The organism is Pseudobutyrivibrio sp. YE44, from assembly GCF_900104335.1.
In the GTDB taxonomy this organism is placed as follows: domain Bacteria; phylum Bacillota; class Clostridia; order Lachnospirales; family Lachnospiraceae; genus Pseudobutyrivibrio.
On record NZ_FMXT01000004.1, the window covers coordinates 55520 to 74976 of the forward strand.

General features: G+C 36.8%; 23 protein-coding genes, 1 tRNA gene and 1 pseudogene. 4 read left to right on the plus strand and 21 right to left on the minus strand.

Annotated elements, in window-relative coordinates:
• Window positions 1–27: 27 nt before the first annotated feature.
• The 11 genes from BLR54_RS08010 to BLR54_RS08060 form a co-directional block, all read right to left on the minus strand.
• Window positions 28–717, minus strand: coding sequence for a class I SAM-dependent methyltransferase (locus tag BLR54_RS08010; protein WP_330388162.1), 690 nt, complete (start codon window positions 715–717; stop codon window positions 28–30).
• On the minus strand, window positions 692–1390 hold the full coding sequence (locus BLR54_RS08015; RefSeq protein WP_090419694.1) for a transglutaminase-like domain-containing protein: 699 nt from the start codon (window positions 1388–1390) through the stop codon (window positions 692–694). The genes BLR54_RS08010 and BLR54_RS08015 overlap by 26 nt, the downstream gene beginning before the upstream one ends.
• 26 nt (window positions 1391–1416) lie before the next feature.
• Entirely contained in the window at window positions 1417–2325 is a 909-nt protein-coding gene (locus BLR54_RS08020) for an alpha/beta hydrolase (protein ID WP_090419299.1), read from the minus strand.
• A gap of 12 nt (window positions 2326–2337) precedes the next feature.
• A complete protein-coding gene (locus BLR54_RS08025; protein ID WP_330388163.1) occupies window positions 2338–2706 on the minus strand; it encodes a class I SAM-dependent methyltransferase in 369 nt (122 codons plus the stop codon).
• Between the two features lie 36 nt (window positions 2707–2742).
• Complete coding sequence (locus BLR54_RS08030; RefSeq protein ID WP_090419302.1) at window positions 2743–4467, minus strand: ABC transporter ATP-binding protein; 1725 nt, start codon at window positions 4465–4467, stop codon at window positions 2743–2745.
• Window positions 4464–6200 (minus strand): ABC transporter ATP-binding protein, encoded by a 1737-nt coding sequence (locus BLR54_RS08035; RefSeq protein ID WP_090419305.1) that lies wholly within the window; start codon window positions 6198–6200, stop codon window positions 4464–4466. Before BLR54_RS08035 ends, BLR54_RS08030 begins: the two co-directional genes overlap by 4 nt.
• Before the next feature lie 18 nt (window positions 6201–6218).
• Window positions 6219–6818 carry an MptD family putative ECF transporter S component gene (locus tag BLR54_RS08040; protein WP_090419308.1) on the minus strand — a complete coding sequence of 200 codons (600 nt, stop codon included), beginning with the start codon at window positions 6816–6818 and terminating at the stop codon, window positions 6219–6221.
• Window positions 6799–8232 carry an ABC transporter ATP-binding protein gene (locus BLR54_RS08045; protein ID WP_090419311.1) on the minus strand — a complete coding sequence of 478 codons (1434 nt, stop codon included), beginning with the start codon at window positions 8230–8232 and terminating at the stop codon, window positions 6799–6801. Before BLR54_RS08045 ends, BLR54_RS08040 begins: the two co-directional genes overlap by 20 nt.
• Window positions 8211–8894 carry an energy-coupling factor transporter transmembrane component T family protein gene (locus tag BLR54_RS08050; protein WP_176761894.1) on the minus strand — a complete coding sequence of 228 codons (684 nt, stop codon included), beginning with the start codon at window positions 8892–8894 and terminating at the stop codon, window positions 8211–8213. The genes BLR54_RS08045 and BLR54_RS08050 overlap by 22 nt, the downstream gene beginning before the upstream one ends.
• Before the next feature lie 191 nt (window positions 8895–9085).
• A complete protein-coding gene (locus tag BLR54_RS08055) occupies window positions 9086–9913 on the minus strand; it encodes a Cof-type HAD-IIB family hydrolase (protein WP_207645279.1) in 828 nt (275 codons plus the stop codon).
• Between the two features lie 20 nt (window positions 9914–9933).
• Window positions 9934–10275: a winged helix-turn-helix transcriptional regulator gene (locus BLR54_RS08060; RefSeq protein WP_090419322.1), complete on the minus strand. Its 342-nt coding sequence runs from the start codon at window positions 10273–10275 to the stop codon at window positions 9934–9936.
• Between the two features lie 122 nt (window positions 10276–10397).
• Here BLR54_RS08060 and BLR54_RS08065 point away from each other — a divergent pair, with 122 nt between their 5' ends.
• The 3 genes and pseudogenes from BLR54_RS08065 to BLR54_RS08075 all read left to right on the plus strand — a co-directional run bounded on the left by BLR54_RS08065 (window position 10398) and on the right by BLR54_RS08075 (window position 11575).
• The gene (locus tag BLR54_RS08065; RefSeq protein WP_090419325.1) at window positions 10398–10610 is read left to right on the plus strand and encodes a 4Fe-4S binding protein; all 213 of its coding nucleotides are present in this window, start codon (window positions 10398–10400) and stop codon (window positions 10608–10610) included.
• Window positions 10603–11194: pseudogene (locus BLR54_RS15255) on the plus strand (4Fe-4S binding protein). Before BLR54_RS08065 ends, BLR54_RS15255 begins: the two are co-directional and overlap by 8 nt.
• 9 nt (window positions 11195–11203) lie before the next feature.
• On the plus strand, window positions 11204–11575 hold the full coding sequence (locus BLR54_RS08075) for a C-GCAxxG-C-C family protein (RefSeq protein ID WP_090419327.1): 372 nt from the start codon (window positions 11204–11206) through the stop codon (window positions 11573–11575).
• A gap of 166 nt (window positions 11576–11741) precedes the next feature.
• Here BLR54_RS08075 and BLR54_RS15095 read toward each other — a convergent pair whose 3' ends face one another.
• The 8 genes from BLR54_RS15095 to BLR54_RS08115 all read right to left on the minus strand — a co-directional run bounded on the left by BLR54_RS15095 (window position 11742) and on the right by BLR54_RS08115 (window position 16714).
• Window positions 11742–11954: a hypothetical protein gene (locus tag BLR54_RS15095; protein ID WP_242871219.1), complete on the minus strand. Its 213-nt coding sequence runs from the start codon at window positions 11952–11954 to the stop codon at window positions 11742–11744.
• 239 nt (window positions 11955–12193) lie between these two features.
• Window positions 12194–12946 (minus strand): helix-turn-helix domain-containing protein, encoded by a 753-nt coding sequence (locus tag BLR54_RS08085; RefSeq protein WP_090419330.1) that lies wholly within the window; start codon window positions 12944–12946, stop codon window positions 12194–12196.
• Window positions 12947–13087: 141 nt separating this feature from the next.
• Window positions 13088–13657: a GNAT family N-acetyltransferase gene (locus tag BLR54_RS08090; RefSeq protein WP_090419333.1), complete on the minus strand. Its 570-nt coding sequence runs from the start codon at window positions 13655–13657 to the stop codon at window positions 13088–13090.
• A 202-nt stretch (window positions 13658–13859) separates the two neighbouring features.
• The gene (locus BLR54_RS08095) at window positions 13860–14198 is read right to left on the minus strand and encodes a DUF3784 domain-containing protein (RefSeq protein WP_242871220.1); all 339 of its coding nucleotides are present in this window, start codon (window positions 14196–14198) and stop codon (window positions 13860–13862) included.
• 25 nt (window positions 14199–14223) lie between these two features.
• Window positions 14224–14538: a TfoX/Sxy family protein gene (locus BLR54_RS08100; RefSeq protein WP_090419341.1), complete on the minus strand. Its 315-nt coding sequence runs from the start codon at window positions 14536–14538 to the stop codon at window positions 14224–14226.
• Window positions 14539–14813: 275 nt separating this feature from the next.
• Window positions 14814–15917 carry a flavodoxin family protein gene (locus BLR54_RS14945; RefSeq protein WP_176761895.1) on the minus strand — a complete coding sequence of 368 codons (1104 nt, stop codon included), beginning with the start codon at window positions 15915–15917 and terminating at the stop codon, window positions 14814–14816.
• Window positions 15918–16191: 274 nt separating this feature from the next.
• On the minus strand, window positions 16192–16527 hold the full coding sequence (locus BLR54_RS08110; RefSeq protein WP_090419344.1) for a type II toxin-antitoxin system RelE/ParE family toxin: 336 nt from the start codon (window positions 16525–16527) through the stop codon (window positions 16192–16194).
• Window positions 16520–16714, minus strand: coding sequence for a hypothetical protein (locus BLR54_RS08115; RefSeq protein WP_090419347.1), 195 nt, complete (start codon window positions 16712–16714; stop codon window positions 16520–16522). Before BLR54_RS08115 ends, BLR54_RS08110 begins: the two co-directional genes overlap by 8 nt.
• Window positions 16715–16848: 134 nt before the next feature.
• Here BLR54_RS08115 and BLR54_RS08120 point away from each other — a divergent pair, with 134 nt between their 5' ends.
• The gene (locus tag BLR54_RS08120) at window positions 16849–18276 is read left to right on the plus strand and encodes a tyrosine-type recombinase/integrase (protein WP_090419350.1); all 1428 of its coding nucleotides are present in this window, start codon (window positions 16849–16851) and stop codon (window positions 18274–18276) included.
• A 14-nt stretch (window positions 18277–18290) separates the two neighbouring features.
• On the opposite strand, the gene BLR54_RS08125 is transcribed toward BLR54_RS08120, so the two are convergent.
• Both BLR54_RS08125 and BLR54_RS08130 read right to left on the minus strand, forming a co-directional pair.
• Window positions 18291–18375: transfer RNA gene (locus BLR54_RS08125), tRNA-Leu, on the minus strand.
• 172 nt (window positions 18376–18547) lie between these two features.
• Complete coding sequence (locus BLR54_RS08130; RefSeq protein ID WP_090419353.1) at window positions 18548–19453, minus strand: GDSL-type esterase/lipase family protein; 906 nt, start codon at window positions 19451–19453, stop codon at window positions 18548–18550.
• Window positions 19454–19457: the final 4 nt, after the last annotated feature.

Sequence of the window (19457 nt, forward strand, 5' to 3'; positions counted from 1 at the left end):
CAAATTAAATCGGTTCTTTCGTTATTGTTATCGTGGTTTTCTTGCCACTAAGTGCATTCTAAATTTCTCACACGCTTCTAGTTTTTCTATCTCAAGCTGCGAATTACTACAAAACTCTTTAATCTCGCCTAATGAATATGCCTTCACATCTCCATGGCCAATTAAGTTTGCGATTGGCATTTCTGTGTGATTCATAAACCAAAGTACAATACTTGGAGCTGTGTAATCCTGAAGGATTAATCTTCCTCCTGGTCTCAGGACCCTCTTAACGCTATTAAAGAAGTCCTGAGGATTTGGATAATGATGAAAACTATTGGAACAAATTATTACATCAAAGGAATTATCCTCAAAAGGTAAATTCTCACAATCGCCTACTACCCAATCTACACCCCTAAGATTTTTGGCCTTAGCGACCTCTATCATCCTTGGAGTGATATCTAAGCCTGTGTAATGCTTTGTAGAGTCCTTTTCATGTAAAAGAGAAATCATTGGCCCTGTTCCACAACCACAGTCTAGTAAATCCTGATAATCTTCTTTTTCAAGCTCTGCTGCAATATATGGATAATCATCCTTACACATTTCATATATACCAGCCTGATCAAACTCGTATGTATCTGCCGCCTTGGTAAACTCTTTAATTGTTAAATCCTTATATTCTTCAGCTGTTCTCATAAAAAAATCCTTCTTCCCATTATCTATTTCTAATCTTTCTAACATTACGATTCATCAAGTGCCTTCCAAGATTTCTATAAGCAAACTCTTTAATACAGGACATTTCCTGATGATGTTCCATAAGTAAATCATCTGGACAATCATATACTCCAAAATCCTGATTAATCCCTTCGCTTTGGATATATGTATTGTTTCTATCAAAATCAATTATAGGATTTCTAAAATCCTTTACAGCTACTCCATAACCGCAAAATGCACCTGTGCATTCAGGATTTTTTTCCTGAAGTTTATTGAGATAGGCCTTGTCTAAAATAAATGCCTCAAGCTCATACCACTGATTCTCAAAATATACTTCCACCCAACTATGAAAAACATTCTTAGGAGCTCTCTTATACACAAAGCCTGTCATAGCACCTTTCTGAAGCTTCTTATCAATTGTAAATCCGTGAACTCTGCAGGGAATCCCACAACTTCTGAGCAAAGCCATAAAAAGAGTCCCCTTTGTGTTACACTGTCCATATCCATCAGAAAGCACCTTTGATGCAGGTATACTATCGTCAACATTGTAGCCAAAGAGTATTTCATCTCTTACAAAATTATAAATAGCCTTGATACGCTCAAATTCTCCTAGATTTTTCCATCCTCTTTCTTCAACAAGATTCTGAATTAACGCATTTGAATAATTAAGCATAGACGTTTCTTTTAAATATCTTTCCATGCTGTCTCCCTCAAACTGCATAATCTCTATGCCTCTCTTGCCAATTGAACCATCTGATTCCAGCCCTCTTTAGCCTCTTTTACTATCGGAAAAACTGGGTAACAATGGAACATTCCTTTTCCTACAATCATATTGTAGCTAACACCATATCGTTTCATTACCCTCTCAAATGATGGGGCACAGGCATATAAAGTTTCATCAGAACCATATATAAAAGTTACCGGTGGGCAATTTGTAAAATCACCTTTCTGTAGCCAAATCATATATTCCGGAACTGAATTATCACCATGCTTCATAATATCTATAGCTCGTTTCATATAATCCGCTGGAACCATGATATCCTTTTTATCAAGTTCTACCATCCGATTCCATTCTTCTTCTGAATTTACACAAGTTCCTGGCGAAAGAGCAATGATATGTGCTGGCATTGGAACATCATTATGTCCATCATTAATATATGCCACCAAACCCAGAGCTAGGTTTCCTCCCGAAGAAGAGCCAAGTATACTTATATTATTTTCATCATAATCCTTAAGCATTACCTTATATGTTTCATGTATCATTTCATAGGCTTTTGAAATTGGATAATCTAAACATAAAGGATAATAAGGTATGTATACGTCTAAACCTGTTTCCTTTGCAAATTTAAGTGCCTTTTTTACCGAACCAGCTCTAGGCGCTATAACCATGCCACCACCTATGATAAACATATTGGCTCTATTTACTTTTTTCTTGTGAATCAATTTTAAAACTGTACATCCCATAACCTGAATTTGACTTATGTTAAAGTCATCATCCTGTAAATCAGGAACAGTAATTTTAGCATTATATTTTCTTTTACTCTCAATAAAATCCTCTGTGCTTCCGCCAAAATACAGTTTTTTCACATTTACAGCCTTAACCAAAAACTTAAGTATTTCATATTTTGCGCTCATAACATCAACCCCTTATTTCGTGCCCACCAATAAAGTCGAGCCTGAAAGTCCCATCCAAGTAGACTCCCACTTACTCATGAATATTCCATCTGTTGTGTCTATCAGCTGAACATCCTCATAGCCCATATCTTTAAGCTTCTTTTCAAAAGCCTGCATATCTCCATATTTTCCCTTAGACATGATGTCATGAATTGCAAATGTGCCACCTTTTTTCAGAGTTCTAAGAGTTTCTAAAAGAATAGCCTGTCTGTCCTTACTTGGAATGTTGTGATAAACATAATTACTTGTAACTGCGTCAAATGTCTCATTAGCAAAATCAAGCTTGCATGCGTCTCCCTGTATCATTCCCTTTGGCATCCAATTTTTGTAATCTGCTTTCATTTCAAGTCCTCCCATGTAGATATTTCCCATATCATATTAAGAGATGCCGCTCATCTCCCACATTTTTGAATATTTTCCAGCCTTTTCGATAAGCTTTTCGTGAGTTCCAAATTCAGAAATACCCTTGTTATCAATAAGGAATATCTGATTTGCATTTCTTACAGTTTTTAATCTATGTGCAATAACAATCAGCGTCTTTCCTTCAACCAGCTCATTGATTGCTTCCTGAATAGCCTTTTCGTTATCAGCATCAACTGAAGCAGTAGCCTCGTCCAAAATAACAATTGGCGAATCCTTTAAAAGACATCTGGCGATAGATATACGCTGTCTTTCTCCCCCTGAAAGTGATGCACCTCCTTCTCCTAAAACAGTGTCGAATCCGTTTGGAAGCTTTTCGATAAACTCCAAACATCTTGCCTTTCTTGCAGCCTCATATACCTCTTCCTTTGTTGCTGTAGGGCGCCCAAGTGCTATGTTGTTATAAACAGTATCCTGGAACAGATATACTCTTTGGAAAACTACGCTAATATGTTTCATTAAATCCGATATAGGCACATCTCTGATATCCACCCCTCTGATTTTGATGCTGCCTGATTTTACGTCCCATAGTCTTGCAAGAAGGCTGGCAATTGTAGATTTTCCTCCACCTGATGGACCAACTAAAGCTATCATTTCATCCTTCTTAACAGAGAACGAAATATTCTCAATTACATCTTTTTCGTCATAAGCAAAAGTAACATTATCGTATTCAATCTCGTTACCATCATAGTTTTCAGGAATTGTTTTTGTACCATCATCAGCCATTTCCAGCTCGTCAAAAATAGCATCCATTCTGTCTAACGCTGCACTTGTTATTGTTATTCTGGCAATCTGTGCATAGAAAGATTTCATGGCAACAAGTACGTCAAACATAAACATGATGACGCCGAGAAGATATACTCCTGTAAGACTTCCCTGAAGATACAAATAACTTGCCAAACCAAGTATGGCCGTAGTTCCAATTCCATAAGCCAACGCGCATGATAAATCCCATGGAGCATAATCATATTCAAACTTTATGTTCTCTTCGCAACTCTTATCAAAGCTTAAGGAAAGGTCTTTAGATTTTTCCCCGAGCATGTTATATGACTTGATGATTCCAATTCCTTCAGCAAAATCTATTACTGCTTTAGTCTGAGCCTCTACACATTCCTGTCTTACTACCGAATGATCTAGAGTATTTTTTAGCATCCTTCTGCCGATAAAAATCTGAATTGCAACAAAGATTACTGTTAGTATTCCAATCCTGTAATCTATGTAAAACATCATAGCTGTCATAACTGCCTGGGAAACAAGAAATGCCACAAGTTCTCCCATTACAGTCATGCAGTTTTCTTCGATGAAACACATATCAGTAGCTAGAACAGAACTAATCTTTCCAATATTACCTTCCGTAAAATATCCCATTGGAAGCTTTCTTAAATGCTCGCCCAGTTCCAAACGTTTATCCGCAAATACCTTATAACCTGCTGCTGATTGCAGGACATTTGTAATGTGCTCAAATAATGCCTGAAGTAAAACACAAGCTAATATCGCTCCACCAAGCATATAGCACTTTCTTTCATCCATTTTTCCTTCCATAAAGAAATCAATGGTTACGAAACAAATAAACATAGGCAATCGCATAAGTATGCCTTTTATTAATGATGTTAAATATGACCATCGAATTCGTGTTTTATATTTTCCGGTTGATTCAATGAGTCTATGCATTATTTCTATCATGCGATACCTCCAATCTTCCATGAACTTGCAGATACTGATGCCTCCCAAAGCTTTGTGTACTCTGGACAGCTTTCCAGCAATTTCTCGTGCTTGTCTGCTGCAATACATCTGCCTTCTTTCATAACGCAAATCTTATCTGCGTTTTTGATGGTAGATAATCTATGAGCGATTACTAAAACTGTCTTATCCTTAATTATTTCGGCGATAGCAGCATTCATTTTCTCCTCATTTTCTGGATCCATAAACGCTGTTGCCTCGTCTAAAACAATAATTGGTGCGTCCTTTAAAATTGCCCTGGCAAGTGCTATACGCTGACGCTCACCACCTGAAAGCATTTTTCCGGAATCACCAGCCTGTGAATCAAGTCCCTTTGGAAGCTTATCAATGAAATCCATGCACTGCGCCCTACGAGCTGCATCTTCAACCTGAGCTCTTGTAGCTTTAGGATTTCCAATAAGAATGTTTTCATAAAGACTTGTGTTAAATAAGAACTGTTCCTGAGCCACATATGCAACCTGATTGTTAAGTTCTTCAAGCGATATATCTGTAATATCCTGATCTCCAATTTTTATTGAACCACCATCAAGGTCATAGTAGTGAACTAAAAGCTTTGCAAGAGTTGTTTTTCCACTTCCCGACTCTCCTACAAGGGCTGTTGTTGTACCCTGCTTAAAGGAAAGATTAACTCCGTGAATTACTTCATCCTCACTGTAGCCAAAACGAACATCTTTGTATTCCACGTCAAGATTCTTTCCCTTGAATTTTCCATTTTTACTCTTTAACGGTTCGTGGCTAAGAAGTTTTTCAAGCTCATCTATCTTGTAATTTAACTCTGGGAATTTTCCTCCAAGTGTCATTGCTTTTATAATTGATGGACCAACTGCAAATGACATACATAAAACCAAAATAAATTTATCAAGAGTAAGTGTTCCATGAAGAATCATCAAAGAACCTACTGGCATGATAAACATGAAAATACATGGGAAAATACTCATGTAAAGAGCCATCCATGGCCAGCATTCTTTATACCAATCAAGTGTAAAATCTCTGTAGGAAATAACTTTATCTTTGAAGTTCATGTATGATTCGCCATCTCTGTTAAACACTTTGATGACCTCCATACCATTTACATACTCGATGATATTGTTATTCATGTCGGCTGCGGCTTTATAATACAAATCCATTTTTGCCATGCCTCGTTTCATCATCATTCCCATGGAAAGAATTCCCAAGACGATAGGTACAAAAGTGAGCAAAGCAAGTCGCCAGTCAAAAACAAACATCAAAACAAGTATTACCATTGGAATGAAAATATTAGCGATGCCTTCTGGTATTGCGTGGGCCAATAGGATTTCGATTAGTTCGATATCATCGTTGAAAACCTTTTTTATACGGCCTGTTCCAATATCCTCTATATTTCCAAGTGGCTGATTTTCAAGTTTTCCCTGAAGAGCAACCCTAATATTTTTCAATACGTGGTACGCACTGTAATGTGAAAAGCATAGTCCTTTGTTATAAAGATAGGCATATAAAATTTCACATACTAAAATGCCTAAAACCCTTGGAATAATATAGTCAGCTGTAAGTACTTCATGTCTACTGAGTGGCCCTAACAATTGATACAAGATAAAATAAGGTACCACACTTGCCAATACACCAAAGCCTGCCAAAACCGCAGCTATAATGGTGTATTTCTTGTACTCACCAATATATGGCGCTACTTTCTTAAACATAATCCTTTCTCCTTTCGGTTAAGCCATGGCTATATCTTTTTTCTCTAAATGCTTTCTTAAAATCGCATATCCCAGATATACACCAGCTACAGATAACGCAAATACGATAACTGTCGATACCACTCCCATTGCTCCAGAAGTGTATTTAATCATTTCATCCATAGCTTCTGGTGTTTGACCTCTTGAAATCCATTCTTCTCTGTAACTATCAAGGAAGAACCAAGATGGAATGATAGCTCCCCATGCCTGGCCCACATGAAATATTCCTGATGCCAAAGCAACCTTGAATACATGCTGATTGTTATCTTTTGATGCAATAAAGTCCGCTATCAATGCACCTACCATAGATGTCACTAACCAAGGAAGATAACCTGCACCCATGATTGAGAACAGCACCATACATATTGCCTGCATCAGCATGAATTGACCAAACTTTCCAATCTTTCTACTAATGAAGAAGAAAATTGAACCTGTCAAAAGTGCACATATTCCACAGCTAATGGAGTGTCCGAATGGACCAAGTGGCGCTATGATAACCATCGATAACATATAAAAAACCATGTACAGTGCAGATAGCAAAGCTATCATTATTACGTCTTTAATCTTCAACTTTTTCATTACATCTTTCCTCCTGCATATGCATAAAAATTTTATTTAAATTGGATACAGAATCCTTTGTTAGAATAAAATCCTCCTTGATGGTTCCTTCATCCAAAAATACTACCCTGTCCGCAACATGTCTTATGAATTCATAATCATGAGATATTACAAGTACTCCTGATTTTTCCTTCAGCTTTAAGATTTCACCCACAACGCTATGCATTGAATAAACATCAAGCCCACTGGTTGGTTCGTCAAATATTATTAACGGCTTTTCACAAAGTGTAGCCATAGCTATCTGCAATCTTTGCTTCTGTCCACCACTTAAATCAAATGGATGTTTATGTCGATATGGAAGCAAGCCCAAATTTCTAAGACAACTTTTTATGCTGTCCAAATCATTTTTCACAAGTGTTAATTCATTAATTACAGAGGTTCCAAAAAGCTGATAGTCGGGATCTTGCATTATAAAAAATGGTAATTCATTCGTATCAACAACACCCTGTGTAGGCTTATATGTTTTACACAATAGCTTTGCGAGGGTTGTTTTTCCTGCGCCATTGGATCCCACAAGAACAGTTACTTCCCCTTTATGAAATTCAAGATTTATATCTTTCAAAATATCTTTAAAGCTGACATTCTTCAGACTGGCAATGACTTTTTCGTGATTAATGATTTTCCTGCAAGGTATATCAAGTGAGAAAATATCAAAGCTTCTTGTATCATAGTTACAGCTTTTAAACTCGTCCTCCGAATCATATTGCTTTAATTTGCCGTTATCCAAAAACAAGACTCTGTCAATCATCCCATTAAGATAGAAAAATCTGTGGTCTGCCACGATTATCGTATATCCGTTATTCTTCATCTCCTTAATGATTTGCCCTAAAAGCATCGCATTACCATAATCAAGGTTTGCCGATGGCTCATCAAACAGCAGAATCTTTTGATTCATGGTAACTGCTGAAGCTAAGGCTATCATTTGGCGTTCACCACTTGAAAGAGTATAAATATTTCTATTCATAAGCTGATGGATACCAAAAGTTTCCTTTAACTCATCTAAACGTTTTTGCATATCAACTTTTTTGTATCCGTAATTCTCCATTGGAAATACAAGCTCTGCCGTGGTGTTTTCAGTAAAGAACTGGGATCTTGGATTTTGAAAAACAGAACCCATTATTTTGTTAATCTGATGCATCCTTAATTCTGAATAACTGGTTCCAGTAATTGATAGTTCTCCTGATAAATCACCTTCTGTAACAGTTGGTATTAGACCATTCAGACACTTTAATAATGTTGATTTTCCGCATCCACTATTTCCTGTAAGTAGAACAACCTCACCTTCGTTTATCGAAAAATTAATATCAGAAATACCTTCCGAACTTTCCTCATAAGTAAAGGTTAGATTATTAGCTACAAGTGCATTCTTTTCCATAAAAATCCTCCAGCCAATCCAGTCACAAATACCAGTAGCACTGCCGCATCAGACACTCTGATTCTCTCCTCGTAGTAAGAGGTTCGTTTTACAGGCACATCAATCCCCTTCACAAAGCCTGCCGCTGTAACCTCCTCGGCAAGTGCAGCACACCTAAAAAGCTGAGGAACAATAAAGTATTGAAAGCTCTTTATTGGATGCTTTAATGAAAAGCTGATTCCACGTAATCTCATTGATTCCAATATGTAACTGAATTCTCTTTTAAATGTTGGAATATATTTAAGAGTGATTGTCACAGCTATTACCAGAACTCTTGGGATATGGATTGTTTCTAGTGCTGACAACAGCTGTGCAGAATTATATTTACGAACTAAAATAGATGCCAGAGCAAGACATGGGACTGATTGTACTAAAACTATAAGAAAAAGACCTATAAACTGAAGCTTCTCTGAATTTACCGTCATGTAATATATTCCCATCATACTGAAATATATAATGAAAAGAGCAACAAGACTTTTAAACCTCTTCATCAAAATCAAAAGCATACTGGCAAAAACAAAAAGAAACGCTTGCAGATATTTTCCATTTATAAAAATATACATAGATGGTGCTATAATATTTATAAGAATTAAAACTATTGGATTTAACTTCAATGACTTCATAACTAACATAACCCCTTGCATTAGACCGGTCTATCTATCGTTAGGCAAACCTAACTTTCAGATAAAATCTACCTCATATATTTTGATTTGTCAACAAGAATTATAATGTGAACCGATTTCATTTATACAAAAGAGCGCCCTCATAAATGAGGACGCCCCGTCTTTAAGTTTTATTCTACACTCTTAAATTCTTATATCAGTTTTAAATACTTAAACGCATTGTATAATCCATCTTTATCTACATCATCTGTAATATAATCCGCAGCTGCTTTGCAATCCTCGCCGCCAGAACCCATAGCTACTGAATAACCACATGCCTCGAACATCGGAATGTCCACCTTAGCATCACCAAAAGCAATAGTATCTTCTTTTGATGCCCCAAGATGCTTTAGCAAAACATCAACTGCATGCTTTTTTGAAATTCCTTTGACTCCTAAATCGCCAAAGAGTGCTTTCTCACCCGCACCTCCCCAGGTACCAGCTGTTAAATCAGGGAATTCTTCAATTGAATCCAAATGATCCTGATACGTATTTAGGACGAAGGAAACCTTATTTACATCTGAGCGATAAAGTTCTCCGTCAAAAATCATTTCTGGGAAAATCTGGCGAACTGTTATGTTAGCGTCTCTGCCTTTACGAGTTGAATACTCCTGAAGTGCTTGCAAAGCATTCTCTTCAAAATGTTCACTTCCAAAAAGACCATTGTTACTTTCAAGATAAAAATCCAGTTTTCTAGAATGACACCAATCAACAATATGCTTACACTGTTCCGCTGTTATCAACTGATGCATAACAACTGTATTTCCATCTTTTACATAAGAACCATTTCCGCCAATCATTCCATCTAGTCCAATATCCCAGATATTTTGATATACCTCTGCCTCACTTCTGCCAGTGCATATATATACCTTGTGTCCATTTTTTCTAGCTTCTCTTATGGCAACAATAGCACTTTCTGGAAGATTATTTTCATAATCTACTAAAGTGCCGTCTACATCTAAAAATATAACTTTTTTCATATTATTCTCCATTTTATTTCTTATAGATTTTCCTCTCCCCAACGTTTTAATTCGAGGAGAATTGGAATTAATGATTTTGCTTTATCTGTAAGAGAATACTCTACCCTTACAGGCATTTCATCATACTGTACTCGGGAAATCATACCATCTCCCTCCAGCTCCTTTAGCGACTGGGCTAACATAGTGTTTGTGATACCAAAAACAGAACGTCTCAAATCACCATAGCGGACAACCTCATTATTATCAATGACACATAGAATCATAATCTTCCATTTTCCACCAACAATGTTTAAGACCTTCTTTAATCCACAGCTCTCGCCTGCTATGTCTTCACATAATGGTTCCTTCTTTTCTTTAATCATATTCTTTTCCTCGCACTGGTAAGTTTTTTCTCACCAGGTTAATTTATTTTGCGTAGTTGATATATTTTTCTTACCACATATAATAAACGTAGTTCAAAAACAAAGCAAGTATAGGAGTCTGTATGGTTAAGAAAAAAGCTAGTCCAGAAAAGGATAGATGCGTAGCCTGCGGTGTATGCGCACTACAGTGTCCGCGAAAGGCTATCAATATTTATAAGGGTTGCTACGCAGTTGTGGAGCTGAAAAAATGCGTAGGCTGTGGAATATGTTACAAAGCATGTCCTGCTAATGCAATAACAATCAATGAAATAAATCAGGAGGTAACAAATGACTAAGATTAAAGTGAAACATCATTGGTATGAGTACCTTTGGATTTGGTCAATCATATATTTCGCTTTGGGATTTTTTAATATTCTATTTGCATGGCTTGGTATGATTGATTTCATTCTTCCACTGATTTTTGCAATCGTAGGCGGAAATAAATGGTTCTGCAATCACATGTGTGGCCGTGGTCAACTCTTCTGGGTATTTAGGTAGAAATATGAAATGTTCGAGAGGTAAAGGCGCGCCAAAATGGTTATCTTCAAAATGGTTTAGATATGGCTTTTTGGCATTCTTCCTTACAATGTTTGGCACAATGATTTTCCAAACATATCTGGTATTCTCAGGAACAGGAACTCTAAGAAAAGCAATCAAACTTTTTTGGACCTTTAAGGTACCTTGGCAGTGGGCTTACAATGGAAGTATCTTCCCTGACTGGGTAGCACAATTTGGATTTGGTTTCTACAGTCTGATGTTAACCTCTACGTTAATTGGTTTGATTGTTATGGTATTATATAAAGAACGTACTTGGTGTACATTCTGTCCAATGGGGACAATGACGCAAGGAATCTGCAAATTAAAAAATAATAATAAATAGGAGTCTAAAATGGAAAGAAAAGAATTAGCGGTAGAACTTAAGCACAATGGTTACAATTGCTGTCAGGCTGTGCTTTGTTCATTCAAGGATGAGCTTTCTTGCTCTGAAGATGATTTGAAGAAAATAGGAGCTGCATTTGGTGTAGGTATGGGGTGCATGGAAGCTACCTGCGGTGCCCTTTGCGGAGCTCAGATGGTACTTGGCATGAAGAAATATGAAGGTGCACCTATCCTTAGGGACGCTGCAGCTATAGCAAAGGCATTTGAAGGTAAATGCGGTGCTACAATCTGCAAGGACCTTAAGGGGATTGAAACTGGCATCGTTAAATGCGAATGTGATGACTGCGTAAGAAATGCAGTAGAAGTATTAGAACAAGCCTAAGACATTGAGAGCCAGCCAATAAGGCTGGCTCGTTTTTTAGACAACGTTCATCGATAGCTCAATCTCAATCTCATCCTCATCTACCTCTCCCGTCTCTTGAAACCCTAGATTACGGTACAAAGACAAAGCAGACATATTATCTTTGTTGCAGGTCAAGGTAACTCTATTAGAATCCCCGAAAGGTTTTGTGCCTATGTATGACAGAACCAACCATTTCCTCATCATTATAGATTCCAAATGGTTGACACTGGTCTCTGTAAACATAAGCTTGAGCTAAGCTTCGAATTGGATGAGATACAAATTTATCCTGACCTTCTCCAAGCTTAAGATTAAAAGCATCAATAAAATTTTCTTCTGTAATTTTTCTAAGATTAATCATATGATTCCTCCATAAAATGTAATTGCTTAATTAGTAACAAAAGGCTTGTATGAATATCTTAGAAGAATTGGCAAAAAAATACCGTGGCTTAATAAACCACGGTACAATGTAATACTTATTAAACGTATGCCGAGGTCTTCAACAGATATTCAGATGTTTTATTCATTCTTCTATTCATCATAATTGAACACCTCTCTTTCTTTGTAATCTTTGTGTTTATCATACATTTTAGGAACCATTTATGCAATATCTTTATGAATGTGATGCAATCTTCCTTTAAACATATGCAGTACCATTGAAATAGCAATTGCATAAAACACTGTCAGAATTGCTACAGCAAGCTTAGGGCCGAGTTTTTCCAGGTTTCCAATTGTACCAATAGACAACACGATTCCTATAATGCTTGAAAGAGCGCCACTATATAGGGTGGCTTTTATACCATATGTAATGGCATATTCAGATTTTTCTAATTCCTCTGAGTCAGCTTGTAGTTGTTTCCCAAAAGCCAATTTAATACCATTTAAATAATATCCAAACTGCTTAGAAATCCCAAGAATAATGTATTTGATTCCTATAACTGCAAGTAAAGAAGGGATATCAAGAAACCATCCAATCTGCCCTCTACCAAATAGAATAATGGCCATCACAAATGTAATTAGAATAATAATCCCAATAATCATTCCGATTGAAGACAGTTTCTCGTTCTTTCGATAATTTTCATTATTCTTCATAAGCTCTACCATATTCTTTTCCGCCTTTCCATCGTAATCTTCTGCGGATAAGTGTTCGCCTGATAGAAGCTCATTTATATTTATTTCAAGTATTCTACAAAGTTCTGGCATTATAGATGTATCTGGTAGGCCTCTTCCTGTTTCCCATCGAGAAATAGCTTTATCACTTACACCAATGGAATCAGCAAGTTGTTTCTGGGTATATCCTTTTTCTTTTCTGATACTTGAAACAAATTCACCAATTTTCTTCTGATCAAGCATACTTTACACCCTCCACAGTTTTCCTGTTACATTTATACGTTATAATGCCTATGAAAATATTGTAACCTATGAATGCAAGAATTAGGTATGTTTTTGTAAAACCAAACTATATGCATCGTAGAGATGAAACATTCCCATGTATTATTGCTTTGATATTATCCAATAATTGTTATACAAGTAGTGGTCCATTGTGCCTTCAAGCAAAGACTCGCTCTTTTCAAATCCATAACTTGTGAAAGCATCCATACGCTCTATGGCATAAACTGGAACCTTTGAGATTATTTCAGTGCAATCAAACAAGTCATATGCCGGTGGAATAATGATTGAAAGCAATTCATTTATTATTTCAGATTTTTCATAATCACTTCTAACATCCAACCTAAGAACTCCAGCATGATTAAAGTCATCTTCAGCAATTCTATGGAATAGCTCTATTGTCCCAATAACTTCTTCTGTCTTCTTATCTATTATTGCCCAACGAACAAAGAATTTCTGATTGTAGGAATAGAGCCAAAAATCTATGGCATTATCCATTCTTTCTTTGGTAGGATAATAGAAATTGTCACCATGGCAATTATCACTATTGAAAAATGGCAAGGCGTTTTTATCACTATATAATTTCAATAAGTCAGCAAAATCTTCTTTAGTTACAAACCTCAGTAAAAACTTATCATTTTCAAGAATTGGACATTCTTCATATACATTATTCATTTTCTAATCCCCCAAGTATTTTTCATTATTCTACAATATATCAAATGTGGTAATTGTGCAATCGAAGATTTATAGAGCGGATGGCGGGACTTGAACAGTTCTGTCAGTCCAGAAACCCGCTAAGAAAGGAGGTTCTGACACCGTCTCCCGAAAGGGACCCCTAAAGGGACCCCCTCAATCAATCTGAATTTGCTCTAATTAATCATTTCAGCAAATACTTTTCAAATGCTTTATGTGCATCTAGGTGTGTATCTTTAAAAAACAGAAAGCACCAAATGAAAAAGGTCGGAATAGCCATGTAAGGTGATAAAACATATGAAAGAATCGTCCCGCCTAACATTATAGCTGACCATATAAAACATTGATTTCTTATATCGCGAGAAATAGCTGCTTTATCATAAATGGCCTGTTCTTCATCAGGAAAAGAATTAAATCCGGCAACAAATTTTGTTGCTTTTTCTTTGAATATTCCAAACAACAATCCTACTATTGCAAATGGTATAACCAATACTCCACACATATAAGCTCCAATATTCATCATATCCTCCCTACAAATTTGAAGTTGTCTATTTCTTTTTCTTTGGTTCTGGAAGCTCATCATACATAGCATCCAAAAGTTCTTTTAAAAATTCTCTATTATCAACTTCATCCACCAAAAGCATTTCTTTTGCCCCTTCATAAGGGAGTTCCAACGAACCATCTGGCATCATTTCTTTTGCCGCTTTGGCATTCTTCACAAGGAAGCGATCATCATAAATGCCGCCAACAATCTTCCCCTTATAATAAATGATATACTCCCCCATCATTGCTTTATATGATATATCATCCAAATCTGAAAGTTGTTCTAAAATAAAATCTAAGTATTCTTTGCTTGATGCCATATCAATCCCCTCTGCAACCTTGAATTTGCGCGATTAACTTCCGATATTATGCACCAACTCCCTGGCAGATGGAGCGTTTTACTGTAATATATTTTCCCTATTATCTTTTATCGTACTCATGGCAGATGCCTCAATTTCCTCAGTATATTAATCTCCGCAGATGTTACAGGTATATGTACACTATCCAAGGACCAGCTCCGATAAATCTCCGGTTCCCACAACTAAGGCATCGTTCATGTTTGCAGCCGCAATCTGAATAATATGGTTTTCATGCTTCATTTAGTCTCCATTCCTCGCTTCATTCCGGAATTAGCTGCAAAGAAATACATGAAACGCGGAAATTTATATGCACTGGTGTAAATATCTGAAGAATTATCAGATTTGTTTATCCTTTCTCCGAGTGTTACAAGGCTGTCATATACATTCTTTCCCGGGCCATTGCTACCATACTTGATCACAGAACCCATCATTCCGCCACCACCAATGGCAACACCACCACAATATTCTATACCACATGCTTTGCACCAGTCCTTAACCATGCTCATAAGATTTGCAAGCTGCCTGCTTTCATAAAAGCCCATATTTGAAACAACATAGACTTTCTTGTCATAAACGCAATGCTTTTCAAAAAGCTCCATAAGTCTGACCACCTGAGATGGAAGACCGTCGACATATAAGGGCATTCCGAAAACAAGCTTCTCTCCTGTCATCAGAATATCAACAAGCTCGTCTAGCTTATTTTCGTACGAGGTCAAATTAATAATGGTCGCATCATCCACCAGTTGTCCCGCGATCACATCCAAGAACTTTTTAGAATTAGCATTCTCACCGCGAAGACTGCAGTTTATGAGAATTGTCTTTCCCACAACCACTGACTCTTTTTCTTGCCCAACAACTTTCTCCGCCTGACATTCCTCGAAGCTGACATCTTCAGGCTTTGTATTAAGGTTTTTTGCTACGGCCTCCACGTACTTGCAGGCCTTCGCCTTATCTTCCACGGTAAGATCTGCCCCTCTGAACACAAATCGGATTTTCTTATGCTCTTTATATCTGGGTTTGTGATGCATTTCACCTTTATAAATGCGGAAAAAAGGTAGCAAATAGCCGATACTTCTATCCATAACATTCTTTATAAATCCGCTAAATCCACCATAGGTATATTTACTGATAATAAGAACTTCATCAGCCTCATGGATGAGTTTACCCATCTGGTCATAGCCATCCTTGATAACACACTGACCAGGAGTTTTGAGCCAGCATCCAAAACATCCAATGCAAGGCCTTATATTCCCATCATCTGAAATGATTTTCCATCCCTCATAATTAGTTGCTACTTTACTCCATTCTTCATTGTTATAATCATGAATTAAAAGTTTCATTATACTTCCCCATTTTTTTCTCCATAATAAGCTCTACATAGTGCATTTTACTGAAATATAATTTGCCTCTAAAAATTTCGATTTGTTTACATTATTATGCCCTTATAAATGTCTATACATTGTTTTGCTACTATAAAAGAATACAATAATATACTCAAAAATCCAAATATGACTTTTATTTAGGCATATTATATGTTCAAAAAAGAGAGCATCTCATGCTGAGTGCTCTCTAATAAACCTAATCTATTATACTTATAGAAAATAGTTTATGCCGTTAATCAAAAGTATAGCTCGTAGTTTCTCGTAAAATCTTTTGCCAATCGCGTTCGTGCCGCAAAACCCTAACGACATATACTTTCTCCTCCTCATCATCCACAAAATAGAAGATGATTGAAGGTTTGAATACTTTCTTTAAAATGAGCTTCTTTCTATAAAAGATACCAGTTCCACGATTAGATTTAAATTTCCAACTTAAACTAGAAATCACATCATCAATTTCATCATTGAACTGATCAGCTCTTTCTGTACCAAATCGTAGTTCAATATAATCAGAAATGTCAGCCACGTCATAAACAGACTCGCGTGACCATATTACTTCATAGTTATCCATTTGCTGCAACTCCTATATTTACTTTTGCAGCACGGCGTTCTTTTCTAATACGTCTTACTTCTTCCATGGCCTGAGTATGAGTTAGTGTTCTTCCTGCCTCAATATCTTCAAGACCTCTATCTAGCATTCGAAGCAGATTAGGATCAACTTCAGACGCATCCTGAATGGTAATATTTTTATCTATCATTCTACTGCCTCCTTATAATCTATCTTGTATGCATATTATATCAAAAAATCTTGTTTTAGTCATCTGCCGATATATTAAATATATTTCAATTATTCACATCATCCCTGAACAGGTACCTTTGTTAGTTGGTATTTATGAATAATATTGCTATCATTTTAGATATTTTTAACAGTCGTAAAGTAATAGAGGCACAAAGAGTGTCCTTGAATGTACAGCTTTCTTTAGGTATTATAGACGCTGACGGTGTCAGTAAAGAACTAAACTTGATATCAAAGAAAGATAAAATTTTACGCGACAGGCTCGTATTTATGAGCCACACCACAAATGATGGCAAACCAAGATCAATAAGTCATCATGAACCAACACCAAGTAATCCCAAAGATTATTACATCACCAAAATGCCAGATGGTAAAAAGATTAAAGCAACAACCTATGAAGGATTATTAGAAAAGCTTTACGACTATTATACTACTGGCTTGAAGGATTACTCTCTAGAATCGGTTTTCAATGCTGCTCTTCATGAAAAAGCAGTTACTGAGAATCCAAAGGAAAATACTCTTGCTAAAAATAGGGTAGATTTCAAGCACTACATTTCGAAGGAACTTGCGACGAAGGATATTAGAAAGATAACTGATATTTACCTGAAGCAGTACACTCAGGAATGGGTAAACAGAGATCATCCAAAGCAAAAAGCATTTTTTAGCTATAAGGGTGTCCTTAACCTTATATTTGGCTACGCATACGCTCATAAGATTATTCCTACTAATCCTGTGTCTATGATTAAGAATAAGCCTTATATGAAATCCTGCGATACAAGAAAAGCTAAACCAGAAGAAAAAATTCTTTCTCCAGATGAGATTGAAATCATCAAACAAGAAGTCAGATATCGAATGACTAAGAAGAAATGGGGAAGCTATTACATCAATGGCTATGCTGTACTTTTCGCTATTGAGACAGGTGTCCGTGTTGGTGAGCTCTGCGCTGTTAAGTGGGAAGATGTATCAGAAGATTCTATTCACTTCCACGCACAACAGCTTTCAAAAAGAGTTAATGGCAAGAAGGTTTATTACTATGACACATGTACAAAGAATGAGAAGGGCATTTCTCAGGATGATAGAGAGTTTCCGCTTACTAAGAAAATCAAGAGCCTACTTCTTGAAATAAAATATAAGCAGGATGCTCTTGGAATTGATTCAGAATTTATTTTCTGCCATGAAGATGGTGACTGGATTAAAAAGGATGCATACGAGACTTTCCTTAGACGATTATGTAAGTCAAAAGGTTTCCATGTAACCAATAACCATGCTCTTAGAATGTCGCTTAATTCAAATGTACTATTACCAATGGGGATTTCTGTTGCAGATAGAGCAGCAATGTTAGGTCATTCAATTCAGACCAATTTGCAGTTCTACAGCTTTGCAAAGAAAGACTACTTAGAAAATGTTAGAGATATACTGGACTCACAGGACGATAGCAGTGAGGGAACCTTAGGGAACCTCTCAAAATCATCCCTTTTTCCAAAAAAAGAAAGCCCAGAAGCATTGATTTCTCAATGTTTCTAGGCCTCTTAATACAATGCGGAAGGCGGGACTTGAACCCGCACGCTCGCAATGAGCACAAGATCCTTAGTCTTGCTCGTCTGCCAGTTCCGACACTTCCGCAAGAACTTATTAAGTTCTGTTTGTCTCAACGACAAGACATAATATATCAGAGAAACCGGCATGCGTCAACGGTTTTTGACCAATTAAAGCGTCGAACTTTAGCGCGGTAAATCAGAAAATTCTGACAGCTTATTAAGACTATCAAAATCATAATAAACTGTCAGAAAACCACCTACTCTACTATGGCATTATACAGTAAATATTGATGCCATGGTTCGTAACATGAGCCCTTCAAATGAACACCATCCCCTGATAAGGATGCATCAAGATTTCCTTCCCCATCATCAATTGCATCATTGATATTTAAGAAGAAAACATGCTGACCGTCTGCAAGTGGAACCACCTCCATGTTTCTCACATTAATGCTTCCATTATTGTATATAGGGTCACCCTCACTCTTCTCCTTAGTTACAAACATGATGCTATTTATATAAATAATCGCATCAGGATTAATTGCTCGTATCCTATCGATTACATCTTTATAGGCCGCTGCATAGCTTTCGTTGGTACCTCGACCAAGCTCGTTAATTCCAACCTCCATATAGACCTTGGAGAACTGGACCTCAGAAAGAGCATCAAATATAGTAAGCTTCCTGCCGTCCTCCATCTCTACCCACTCCTTCTCTTGGATGTCATAGATTGAAAGGGACTTCTTAGCAAAGAAAGTAGCTCTGGAATCAAGGGCTTCACAATACATTGAAAGACCAAGCATTCTTGAATCACCAATAAACACAGCATCGTTAAAGTAATCATCTGTAACTTGAGTAAAGCTTTTAGGCCTAGGTACTTCTGGTGTCTCTTCCTTTGAATCTCCTTGAGCTTCCTCCGAAGCATTATCCTCTTTTTTCTCATCTTTACTAGCAGACTTTGTTGCTTCCTTTACCTCTGGTGCCTTGTACTCTGACCAAGGATACACCCCCGAAGCTGCCGCCTTTAAAAGTGGTGCAACCATAGGTTCTTTTACAACACTAGTGGAGTAATCCGCATACTTAGTCGGCCTAAACCAAAAGCTGCATACTGATAATCCTATTGCACTTATTAATATCAATATCAAAAATAGAAGATGTCTAAATTTCATATTC

Excerpts from the sequence above, each read along its gene's own strand:
- BLR54_RS08115 (WP_090419347.1), bottom strand. The coding sequence starts at position 16,714 with ATGATAGATAAAAATATTACCATTCAGGATGCGTCTGAAGTTGATCCT.
- BLR54_RS08085 (WP_090419330.1), bottom strand. The coding sequence starts at position 12,946 with ATGCTTGATCAGAAGAAAATTGGTGAATTTGTTTCAAGTATCAGAAAA.
- BLR54_RS08040 (WP_090419308.1), bottom strand. The coding sequence starts at position 6,818 with ATGAAAAAGTTGAAGATTAAAGACGTAATAATGATAGCTTTGCTATCT.
- BLR54_RS08120 (WP_090419350.1), top strand. The coding sequence starts at position 16,849 with ATGAATAATATTGCTATCATTTTAGATATTTTTAACAGTCGTAAAGTA.
- BLR54_RS08010 (WP_330388162.1), bottom strand. The coding sequence starts at position 717 with ATGTTAGAAAGATTAGAAATAGATAATGGGAAGAAGGATTTTTTTATG.
- BLR54_RS08075 (WP_090419327.1), top strand. The coding sequence starts at position 11,204 with ATGGAAAGAAAAGAATTAGCGGTAGAACTTAAGCACAATGGTTACAAT.
- BLR54_RS08095 (WP_242871220.1), bottom strand. The coding sequence starts at position 14,198 with ATGATGAATATTGGAGCTTATATGTGTGGAGTATTGGTTATACCATTT.
- BLR54_RS08050 (WP_176761894.1), bottom strand. The coding sequence starts at position 8,894 with ATGAAGTCATTGAAGTTAAATCCAATAGTTTTAATTCTTATAAATATT.
- BLR54_RS08035 (WP_090419305.1), bottom strand. The coding sequence starts at position 6,200 with ATGTTTAAGAAAGTAGCGCCATATATTGGTGAGTACAAGAAATACACC.
- BLR54_RS08110 (WP_090419344.1), bottom strand. The coding sequence starts at position 16,527 with ATGGATAACTATGAAGTAATATGGTCACGCGAGTCTGTTTATGACGTG.
- BLR54_RS08060 (WP_090419322.1), bottom strand. The coding sequence starts at position 10,275 with ATGATTAAAGAAAAGAAGGAACCATTATGTGAAGACATAGCAGGCGAG.
- BLR54_RS08055 (WP_207645279.1), bottom strand. The coding sequence starts at position 9,913 with ATGAAAAAAGTTATATTTTTAGATGTAGACGGCACTTTAGTAGATTAT.
- BLR54_RS08090 (WP_090419333.1), bottom strand. The coding sequence starts at position 13,657 with ATGAATAATGTATATGAAGAATGTCCAATTCTTGAAAATGATAAGTTT.
- BLR54_RS08100 (WP_090419341.1), bottom strand. The coding sequence starts at position 14,538 with ATGGCATCAAGCAAAGAATACTTAGATTTTATTTTAGAACAACTTTCA.
- BLR54_RS08065 (WP_090419325.1), top strand. The coding sequence starts at position 10,398 with ATGGTTAAGAAAAAAGCTAGTCCAGAAAAGGATAGATGCGTAGCCTGC.
- BLR54_RS08045 (WP_090419311.1), bottom strand. The coding sequence starts at position 8,232 with ATGGAAAAGAATGCACTTGTAGCTAATAATCTAACCTTTACTTATGAG.
- BLR54_RS08015 (WP_090419694.1), bottom strand. The coding sequence starts at position 1,390 with ATGGAAAGATATTTAAAAGAAACGTCTATGCTTAATTATTCAAATGCG.
- BLR54_RS15095 (WP_242871219.1), bottom strand. The coding sequence starts at position 11,954 with ATGATTAATCTTAGAAAAATTACAGAAGAAAATTTTATTGATGCTTTT.
- BLR54_RS08025 (WP_330388163.1), bottom strand. The coding sequence starts at position 2,706 with ATGAAAGCAGATTACAAAAATTGGATGCCAAAGGGAATGATACAGGGA.
- BLR54_RS08030 (WP_090419302.1), bottom strand. The coding sequence starts at position 4,467 with ATGATAGAAATAATGCATAGACTCATTGAATCAACCGGAAAATATAAA.
- BLR54_RS08130 (WP_090419353.1), bottom strand. The coding sequence starts at position 19,453 with ATGAAATTTAGACATCTTCTATTTTTGATATTGATATTAATAAGTGCA.
- BLR54_RS14945 (WP_176761895.1), bottom strand. The coding sequence starts at position 15,917 with ATGAAACTTTTAATTCATGATTATAACAATGAAGAATGGAGTAAAGTA.
- BLR54_RS08020 (WP_090419299.1), bottom strand. The coding sequence starts at position 2,325 with ATGAGCGCAAAATATGAAATACTTAAGTTTTTGGTTAAGGCTGTAAAT.